10 protein-coding genes and 2 pseudogenes are annotated in these 8,556 nt (G+C 37.9%); 9 read left to right on the top strand and 3 right to left on the bottom strand.

The features are described 5' to 3' along the window. The 9 genes and pseudogenes from BGO84_RS10365 to BGO84_RS10325 form a co-directional block, all read left to right on the top strand. A pseudogene (locus BGO84_RS10365) lies at window positions 1-113 on the top strand (conjugative transposon protein TraK); the annotation flags it as partial. Window positions 114-121: 8 nt separating this feature from the next. Then, window positions 122-412 (top strand): TraL conjugative transposon family protein, encoded by a 291-nt coding sequence (locus BGO84_RS10360; RefSeq protein WP_291029033.1) that lies wholly within the window; start codon window positions 122-124, stop codon window positions 410-412. Then, window positions 393-1,751, top strand: coding sequence for a conjugative transposon protein TraM (gene traM, locus BGO84_RS10355; protein WP_291029032.1), 1,359 nt, complete (start codon window positions 393-395; stop codon window positions 1,749-1,751). Before BGO84_RS10360 ends, traM begins: the two co-directional genes overlap by 20 nt. Before the next feature lie 46 nt (window positions 1,752-1,797). Then, window positions 1,798-2,748 carry a conjugative transposon protein TraN gene (gene traN / locus BGO84_RS10350; protein WP_291029031.1) on the top strand — a complete coding sequence of 317 codons (951 nt, stop codon included), beginning with the start codon at window positions 1,798-1,800 and terminating at the stop codon, window positions 2,746-2,748. Between the two features lies 1 nt (window position 2,749). Further along, on the top strand, window positions 2,750-3,334 hold the full coding sequence (locus tag BGO84_RS10345) for a conjugal transfer protein TraO (RefSeq protein WP_291029030.1): 585 nt from the start codon (window positions 2,750-2,752) through the stop codon (window positions 3,332-3,334). Between the two features lie 43 nt (window positions 3,335-3,377). Beyond that, window positions 3,378-3,830 (top strand): DUF3872 domain-containing protein, encoded by a 453-nt coding sequence (locus tag BGO84_RS10340; protein ID WP_291029034.1) that lies wholly within the window; start codon window positions 3,378-3,380, stop codon window positions 3,828-3,830. Window positions 3,831-4,000: 170 nt separating this feature from the next. Continuing rightward, complete coding sequence (locus tag BGO84_RS10335) at window positions 4,001-4,603, top strand: M23 family metallopeptidase (protein ID WP_291029029.1); 603 nt, start codon at window positions 4,001-4,003, stop codon at window positions 4,601-4,603. 50 nt (window positions 4,604-4,653) lie between these two features. Beyond that, the gene (locus tag BGO84_RS10330; RefSeq protein ID WP_291029028.1) at window positions 4,654-4,995 is read left to right on the top strand and encodes a hypothetical protein; all 342 of its coding nucleotides are present in this window, start codon (window positions 4,654-4,656) and stop codon (window positions 4,993-4,995) included. A 5-nt stretch (window positions 4,996-5,000) separates the two neighbouring features. Beyond that, the gene (locus tag BGO84_RS10325; protein WP_291029027.1) at window positions 5,001-7,553 is read left to right on the top strand and encodes a S1 RNA-binding domain-containing protein; all 2,553 of its coding nucleotides are present in this window, start codon (window positions 5,001-5,003) and stop codon (window positions 7,551-7,553) included. Window positions 7,554-7,918: 365 nt separating this feature from the next. Here BGO84_RS10325 and BGO84_RS10320 read toward each other — a convergent pair whose 3' ends face one another. The 3 genes and pseudogenes from BGO84_RS10320 to BGO84_RS10310 all read right to left on the bottom strand — a co-directional run. After that, complete coding sequence (locus BGO84_RS10320; protein ID WP_291029026.1) at window positions 7,919-8,098, bottom strand: NADH-quinone oxidoreductase subunit F; 180 nt, start codon at window positions 8,096-8,098, stop codon at window positions 7,919-7,921. Then, on the bottom strand, window positions 8,088-8,270 hold the full coding sequence (locus BGO84_RS10315) for a hypothetical protein (protein ID WP_291029025.1): 183 nt from the start codon (window positions 8,268-8,270) through the stop codon (window positions 8,088-8,090). The genes BGO84_RS10320 and BGO84_RS10315 overlap by 11 nt, the downstream gene beginning before the upstream one ends. Beyond that, window positions 8,270-8,485: pseudogene (locus tag BGO84_RS10310) on the bottom strand (PcfJ domain-containing protein); the annotation flags it as partial. The pseudogene BGO84_RS10310 and the gene BGO84_RS10315, both read right to left, overlap by 1 nt. Window positions 8,486-8,556: the final 71 nt, after the last annotated feature.

The following is an 8,556-nucleotide window of genomic DNA, read 5'->3' as shown; positions in this document are numbered from 1 at the left end:
TTACCCGTTGCAATCTGATCAACTCGGTACGCTCGGACAATAACCCTCACGGTTTCACGATGGAGAAATTCGAGATTGTGGAGAATCGGGATATTCGGATATCGGAAAGGTAGGTAAAGCTATGATACGAAAGATAATGAATAGCATCAATGAATGGGTGGAGGATGGTCTGCGGAGCTTGCTCGGCAGACTTACCCCCGACAGACGGATTATCCTTGTGATAACCATGTTCCTTGTTTTCGGTGGTCTTTCCATCTACATGACCTTTTCTTCTATTTACAATTTTGGTAAGAATAAAGCAGAAAAGATGCAGATAGAGCAGATCGAATCGCTGAAACTACAACTGGAACAACAGCGAGATAGTATTAACAATCTAAACAACAATTACGAATATGGACGAACAAATCAATAACAAAGCGAATCAGGAGGAAGAACCTGTTCCCGAAATCAAGAATGAGGTTAAAAAAGAACCTCCGAAGCTACCAAAGCAAGAACTATCAATGGCGGATAGACAGAAACGAAAGAAGATGTTGATTATGCCGCTGTTCTTCCTACTCTTCGGTGGTGCGATGTGGCTGATCTTTGGTCCGTCGGATGATGGAAAAGAGCAGGCGGTAGGACTTACAGGTTTCAATGCCGAACTGCCCGTGCCAAAAGACGAGGGTATTGTGGGAGACAAACGGGATGCCTATGAGCGGGAAGCAATGCGGCAAAAGGAGCAAGAGAAAATGAAATCTTTGCAGGACTTTTCCTCGATGTTCAACGATACCGAGTCAAGCGAATATGAACAAAAGGACAATGCCTACAATACTTCATTGCAAGCAGAACAGTCCCGAAGTTCAACTCCCCGAACGATACAGTCCTCGGCAATCGCCTATCAGGACATCAACAAACAATTGGGTGACTGGTACGAAAAGCCTGCCGAAACGGACAGACAATCACAGTCTGAGATGGAACAGCGGATACAGGAATTGGAACGAAAGCAGGGAGAAGCCGAAGCAAAAAAAGCGGAAGAGGACGAACAGACAGCCTTGCTTGAAAAATCTTACCAAATGGCAGCGCGCTATATGCCTGCACAGCAGGGAGAGCAACCAACAGAAGATGTAAATATAACACGTACAGGCGAGAAAGTCAAAGTACAACCCGTTAAGCAAGTACATCAGAATGTCGTATCTCTACTATCTGCTCCAATGTCCAATGATGAATTTATTGCTACATATAACCAGCCCCGAAATAGGAGTTTTTTGACTGTCGCAGGCAATGAAGAGGTAAAGGATAAAAACAGCATCCGTGCTTGTGTGAACCAGACTGTAACCCTGACCAATGGCAAAGAAGTACAACTTCGTCTTTTAGAACCAATGAGAGCAGGTAAAATCTTGATTCCTGCCAATACCTTGGTAACGGGAGCTTGCCGGATTGGTGGCGAACGTCTGGAGGTAATGATCAACTCCATTCAGTATGCAGGAAACATTATTCCGGTTGAACTGCAAGTGTACGATATGGATGGTCAATCAGGCATTTTTGTTCCCAACAACGACGAGGTAAAAGCAGCCAAAGAAGTAGCTTCTACATTGGCATCATCAGCAGGAACAAGCATTATGATTTCGGATAATGCAGGTTCACAGCTGGTAGCCGATATGGGTAAAGGTCTGATACAAGGGGCTTCACAGTATATCAGTAAAAAGATGAGTGTGGTAAAAGTTACCATCAAAGCAAATTACAAGCTCCTGCTATTGCCCAAAGAAAATTAATGAAACCACTAAAAAATTAATGTTTAACGAATTTAAAATCAAAAGTATGAAACGATTCTTTTTAATATTAACACTTGCTGTAAGTGTATTTACAGCCCATGCACAGGAAGTATCCCAAGATACCATTGTGGTACATACCAAGCCGACAACGGGAGACTATTACGAGAGTTTTACCCGCCCGCTGACCTTCGATAGAATGATACCACCTTATGCTCTGGAGGTCACTTTTAATAAAACAGTACATGTAATATTCCCTGCTTCTATACGCTACGTCGATTTAGGGTCGGCAGATCTTCTCGCTGCGAAAGCGGACGGTACGGACAATGTATTGAGAGTGAAAGCTGCTTTGCGGGATTTCAGTCGGGAGAGCAACTTATCTGTCATTACCGAAGATGGTGCATATTATAGTTTCAATGTAAAATATGCGGATGAGCCTGTAAAACTATCCGTTGAAATGACTGATTTCCTTCACGATGGCGAAGCGGTGAACCGTCCGAACAATGCTTTGGCAGTCTATATGCAAGAATTGGGGCAGGAATCCCCCTTACTTGTCAAACTGATAATGCAGTCCATACACAAAAACAATGACCGGGAGGTAAAGCACATCGGCTCGAAGCGTTTCGGAATACAACACACGCTGAAAGGTGTTTATACCCATAACGGACTGCTGTATTTTCATCTGCAACTAAAGAACTCATCCAACGTGCCGTTCAATGTGGATTTTATCACATTTAAGATTGTAGATAAAAAAGTAGCTAAACGTACCGCTATTCAGGAGCAGGTAATTTGGCCGCTTCGTGCCTACAATAATTTGATGCTGATAGGTGGACAGCAGACAGAACGCATGATTTTCACTTTGGCGAAGTTTACAATTCCTGATGACAAAATGTTGGTGGTGGAATTGAACGAACAGGAAGGTGGACGCCATCAGCGGTTTACATTGGATAATGCTGATTTGGTTCGGGCAAAGGTTATTAACGAACTAAAAGTGAAGTAGGATGAAACGGTTATATCTTATATTAACGATTGTGTTGTGCCTAATCTTTACAGACCAAGCACATGCGCAACGTTCACTGCCGGGTATGCGAGGCATACAATTCACGGGTGGTATGGTGGATGGAATCTATTCGTCCAAGAACGATAATGAAGCAGGGTATTATTTCGGTGTGGCAATGGCAACTTATGCCAAGAACGGCAACAAATGGGTGTTCGGTGCAGAATATTTGGAACGCTATTACCCGTATCGGGAAAAACGATTGCCGATAGCTCAATTCACGGCTGAAGGAGGTTATTACTACAATTTTCTGACTGATCCGTCCAAAACTGTTTTCCTTTCGTTGGGTGGTTCTGCCCTTGCAGGCTATGAAACATCGAATTGGGGCGAAAAGACTTTATACGATGGCTCTACACTTCAACATAAAGATGCTTTTATCTACGGTGGAGCTATAACACTGGAGATTGAAACCTACTTGACAGACCGAGTGGTGTTACTCGTTACAGGGCGAGAACGCATCCTCTGGGGTAACTCTACGGGGCATTTTCATGGGCAGTTCGGTGTTGGAATCAAATTCATAATCAACTAAGAGGCACAGCCTCTTTTGTCTAACAGAATATACAAATACAATGATGAAAAGAATAAAAACTTTTTTCGGGATAACAGCATGGCTGGCAGCGATAATGCTGCTGGCCTTAGCCTGTAGTAACGATATGGATATTAATAAGGTTTACGCATTTGATCTGGTTTGTATGCCAGTTCAGAAAAAAATCGTTCAGGGAGAGGTGGCGGAGATCCGTGCGCAGATTGTAAAAGAAGGGAACTTCCAAGACACTAAATTCTACATTCGCTATTTTCAAGTGGATGGCAAAGGAGAGCTCCAGCTCGATAATGGCACAGTGCTTCTACCAAACGATTTATATCTATTGGAAAAAGAAACGTTTCGGATGTATTACACTTCTCATTCTACAGACCAACAAGTGATAGACGTGTATATCGAAGATAGCCACGGACAGATAGTACAAAAGACATTCAGTTGGCAGAACGACAAGGGAGAGGAAGATTTACCAACTGAAACAGAATAGTCATGATGACGATGATGGTAATCTCATACATAGTTACTTGGGTAAATATGATTTATGCTTATGTAACTGCTCCTACAGACGTTGAACTCTGGGGCGAAGAAATTGAATAGTAAACAATCAGACAAACGCTCAAAGATACTTTGGGCGTTTGTCCTATATAAGACTTGACAATGAAATATATAACAATCTTATTGATAGCTTTACTTCATTTGCCTGCATGGGGACAGCAAAGCAATTCTCAAAGACGAAAATCACAAATAGAAGAATGTATGAAGCCGATCTATTCCATTACAGAATTTCAGCAAATAGCTGATTCTTTACAACTGACCATTGACGAATTATCGGACTATCCCGTAATATCTCCAATAAAGAAGTCTGGGCGTATCTCATCAGGGTTCGGGATGCGAAAGCCCCCATGCTACAAAAGACGAAAATTTCATACAGGAATTGATATTCCACAAGTAAAAGGAACTCCGGTGTATGCCACAGGTAACGGAATAGTGATTGGTAAAGGTTACAATGTGGGGTATGGCTATTTTATAGAGATTCAACACGCAGGTGGTTTTCGTTCATTCTATGCACATTTAAGTCGAATATTGGTAAATGTGGGGGAACGAATAAACATCACTCAACAGATTGCTTGTGTGGGTAATACGGGGGTCGTAACGGGAAGCCACTTGCATTATGAAGTGAGGAAAGGCAAACGTTATTTGAATCCGACAGGGTGGTGTTATTGTCTACTCGAACTATTGCATGAACGGAAACGAAGTTAAAAATCTAACTCTACCTGAAATATTCTCGCTACAAAATAAGAGTATAGCAGATGAGAATAAGTAAATTCCCTGATTATGAATCTTTAAGAAAGGTCTATAATTTCTATACCATGTCTTTTATTATCGGTATATTTGCAAAAAAAATAAAGAAAAACACAATGTCTGAAAAAACTAAAATACCCGCAGTCTTTAAAGAAGATTTAAAAAAACTTCTTTTGTCTATTAGCGAATTAGAACCTATTGAAAAAGGAGAACGTCTTTGTTGTGTCTGTTCAAAAAATATAACACTCGATAATATTCAACTTCTCGTACCAAGAAAAGATAAAATATTTGAATTCGTTTGTGATAGCCCAACTTGTGTTGAAGAATATAACCGTAAAAAGGGAGAATAATAAGTATGAATGAATTAGTGAAAATAGGTTTACCTTTATTTGCGAGTGGCGTTTTGATAACTCTTGCGTATATTTATCTATTTGGAGAAGTATGGGCAAAAGGAAAAATCGTTCTGGGAGATATCTTGACATTCTGTGGGTGGGCTGGCAAAGGGGTAAGAAAACTTGGAGTTAAAAGTGAGTATGAAGGAGTAATCAATTCCATTATAAAAGATTATAATAATGGTTTTGAAAGACCAGTACTTCCAAATTGTAAAATAGAATGGGTGACATCTGAAAATCAATCGAATGTGCTAAGAGAAAATGAGGCTATTATTTGTCTTAGCTTCGACAAAAAAGACCATAATCTAAATTTCTATAATGCAACATTAAATTTCGTGCAAACAGCCTTAATTACAAAAGCAAAAGATTATTTAGAAAAACCATCATCGAAGGCAATAGACCTTCTTACTACTCATATTATTTTACGAAATAATAGAAAAGAAGTATTAACTACTTTTCGTAAAAAGTTCAATGAATTTGATGAAATTACTAAAAGAGAATTTGAAATCCTTGTCCCCACTAATGATAGAGGGCTGTTTTTAAATGTGCTTTTGCCAGAATTTCATTTTTATGGAGAACTAATAGACACATTACCCCCAAGTCATGAATTTAATATTGAGGCTAATGGACTGTTGTCTTGGTTTAAAGAATTAGCAGGTAGAGAATTTGATGATAAGACTAATCTTAAGTATATATCAAAAAATTTTAAGATAGGAGTAATTCTTGTTGGAAAAGAAGAAACATGGGAGAGCCAAGGAATATCCGCATATACCAAATGGGCAGATTATTATGCTTCTGAAAATTATAATTCTGTATATGTTTTAGCAAGAGGTAATGTTGGTTATGAAAGAGCCACAACTGTAGTTGAAGTCCTCACTCACTCCAAAGGGTTTGACCAATTAAATAAAAAACCGAAAATAAAATGTGTATCAGCAGAGGGGACAGAGTATTTTGTAACTTGTTATTCATTAAGACCAAACAAAGCAACAATTGCATATTTGGCATGGGAGAGCCTTAAGCAATGCTATGCAAATAATAATGAGGTTCCTGCTATTGTAGACAGTGTCCAAAAAGAAGGAATTATAATTAATGCTTTTGGATTAAAATTTGAAATTCCAAATAAACAACTTTCTGAGATAGAAATCACTAATGCTCGGAATGTATTTCAATCAGAAGATGAAATTTTCTTGTCAATTGTTGAGTTTGACAGCGATAGACAACACATTGTTCTTTCGAATATTGGAACATCCTCAGATCCTAAGAATTACATTGAAACAATATTGAAGAATGACAAAATATATTCATGCACTGTAGAGAAAATTCAAACAGACAGACAGGGTTTACAAACAGGACTTAAAGTCTCAAATAATGAATTAAAATCTTGGGTTTATATCCCGAAACGTAATGCAACATATAGCCGTTTTTTAGACCTTAATTTAAAGTATTCTATAAGAGATATTATAAATGTAACTATCGAAAGGTATAACCCTTCAATATCTAATTTTATTGGTTTTATTGAAGGGTTAAAAGATCCTTGGGAAACAGAGGTAATTGATAACCTTCAAGCTGGAAATACGATTAAAGCTATTGTTAAGCAAATAAATGAATTTTCTATTATTTGCGAATTTACAGAGGGGATTGAGTGTTTTCTTACAAGACAAGAAATGTCATGGAAAGCAGAAGAATGCAATACTTCAAAATTTAAAGTTGATGATGAGATAGATGCTCGCATTATTTCAATTGACTTTGATAGAAGAAAAATCGATATCTCAATCAAACGACTAAACAAAACTCCAGAATTGGAGTATTTTGAATCAAATTATAGAGAAATAGTAGAGGTTGAAGTTGCTTATACTGTTCCAGATAAAGGAATTGCAATAAAGTATATTGAAGGGGCAAATACAGGTTTTATTTGGTGGTCAGAAATCGGATGGGGAGCCGTAGGACGGTTTGAAAATATTTATAAACCAGGTGATATAATAAAAGTCATCGTTTCTGAATTTGATGCAGAAAAAAATAATGTGCGATTTAGTATTAAGCAAAAATTTGAGCATCAATTTGATGCTTGGATTTCTTCTGTTGATGTAGATTCCCCTGTGATTGGAAAAGTAATAGAATATTTTGAAAATAGTGTGCATATTGAAATTACACAAAATAAACATATCGTTCAGGCATATGTACTTAAAAAAAATATTTCTAACTACGCATTTATTGATAATGAGGATTTGAAATTTTATCTGCCTGTCGGAAATAATTTCAGTTTCTATATTTTAGATATTAATGAAGAAAGGCAAACTATTTCATTAACAAGAAAAGAATATTTGGATGAGTATTCTTTGCCTGATTATGGAGAAAAGATCTCCGTTAAATACGTAAAAGAGAATCATTCTAAAGGCTATATATATTCTGATGATGTAGAAGGTTGGGTAAAACTTCCTGATAAATCAATTCCGATAGGGGCAACTGTTGAAGCTATGTTAGTATCATCAAATGGCGAATTTACAATAGTAGAATGAGAGAGATTAAACTTTAATTTAACGTGTTTACCTATCCCGAACATCGAGTAAAGGCTGTGCTGCCTCTGTAATGAACTATCTGATTGTCGATGCCGACGCTATCTTTGTTTCTGTCCTCGACCTCTATTCGACCAAAGCGGGGAAACGGCTTTATGAAAAACTCGGCTTCAAAGAGGTGGGTTGTTCCGCAATATGTTATTAAACACATGAATAATGAAAATGCGATGGCTTATAGACGATCGGATATTTCATTGTTGGGGGTATAAATAGGCTCCCAAAAAATTTGGCTTTTTGCTTCTTTTTCTCCCGCATAAAGTCCTCTTGTGGCTCATGGAAAAAGAAGTGGCGGAAATTTCTCTCCGCCGTCAAGTTTTAGATTTTCGTTTCAGTTCATCGAGTTGTCGAAGCATAAATGTGTAATTCTCTCCAACTGTATGCCCCGAATCCATCAGAAATGGACTATTTTGGCATAATTTGCATTGTTTGATAGCCTTATTCAAATTTGTTACCTCGATGGACTTCCCTGTAATATCTTTAATTTTCATTGTCTTTAATCTCTGACTTAAATACATACCAGCTATCTCTATAACTCTCCCCTATAAGATTAAACGCTCCTGCCAGATTGTAGTTTTGAGCAAACTTCTTGGCTTCCAAAATGGATTTGAACTCTCCCAATTTTCGGAAGCCAACAAATAAGGTGTAAATATTCTCTTTCATCACGCTGCTAATCTATTTTCTATCAGTGATATATTTTGCTCTACAAGTTGAATTATTCTATCGTGGTGCTTGGTATTCTTATTACATACCCCACGGCTTTGAATAACCTTTAATTGCGAGATTGATACCTCTATTGTTTCAATGCGTTTGCCATCAATACAAGCCGAAAGTATCAGCGAATCGGCTTTTGAGTAATAACCACCTACACAATGATGCTTATGCATCACTATTCATAAGCACCATTATGCTCAGTATATGGTTATGCGTAGCCATTTAGATAACACGC

Source organism: Dysgonomonas sp. 37-18 (assembly GCF_001899125.1).
GTDB lineage: Bacteria > Bacteroidota > Bacteroidia > Bacteroidales > Dysgonomonadaceae > Dysgonomonas.
Note: the sequence above shows the minus strand (reverse complement) of the source record. Positions and strands in the feature narration are given on the sequence as shown.

Coding starts and splice junctions, on each gene's coding strand:
- BGO84_RS10360 (WP_291029033.1), top strand. CDS start 122: ATGATACGAAAGATAATGAATAGCATCAATGAATGGGTGGAGGATGGT.
- traM (WP_291029032.1), top strand. CDS start 393: ATGGACGAACAAATCAATAACAAAGCGAATCAGGAGGAAGAACCTGTT.
- traN (WP_291029031.1), top strand. CDS start 1,798: ATGAAACGATTCTTTTTAATATTAACACTTGCTGTAAGTGTATTTACA.
- BGO84_RS10345 (WP_291029030.1), top strand. CDS start 2,750: ATGAAACGGTTATATCTTATATTAACGATTGTGTTGTGCCTAATCTTT.
- BGO84_RS10340 (WP_291029034.1), top strand. CDS start 3,378: ATGAAAAGAATAAAAACTTTTTTCGGGATAACAGCATGGCTGGCAGCG.
- BGO84_RS10335 (WP_291029029.1), top strand. CDS start 4,001: ATGAAATATATAACAATCTTATTGATAGCTTTACTTCATTTGCCTGCA.
- BGO84_RS10330 (WP_291029028.1), top strand. CDS start 4,654: ATGAGAATAAGTAAATTCCCTGATTATGAATCTTTAAGAAAGGTCTAT.
- BGO84_RS10325 (WP_291029027.1), top strand. CDS start 5,001: ATGAATGAATTAGTGAAAATAGGTTTACCTTTATTTGCGAGTGGCGTT.
- BGO84_RS10320 (WP_291029026.1), bottom strand. CDS start 8,098: ATGAAAATTAAAGATATTACAGGGAAGTCCATCGAGGTAACAAATTTG.
- BGO84_RS10315 (WP_291029025.1), bottom strand. CDS start 8,270: ATGAAAGAGAATATTTACACCTTATTTGTTGGCTTCCGAAAATTGGGA.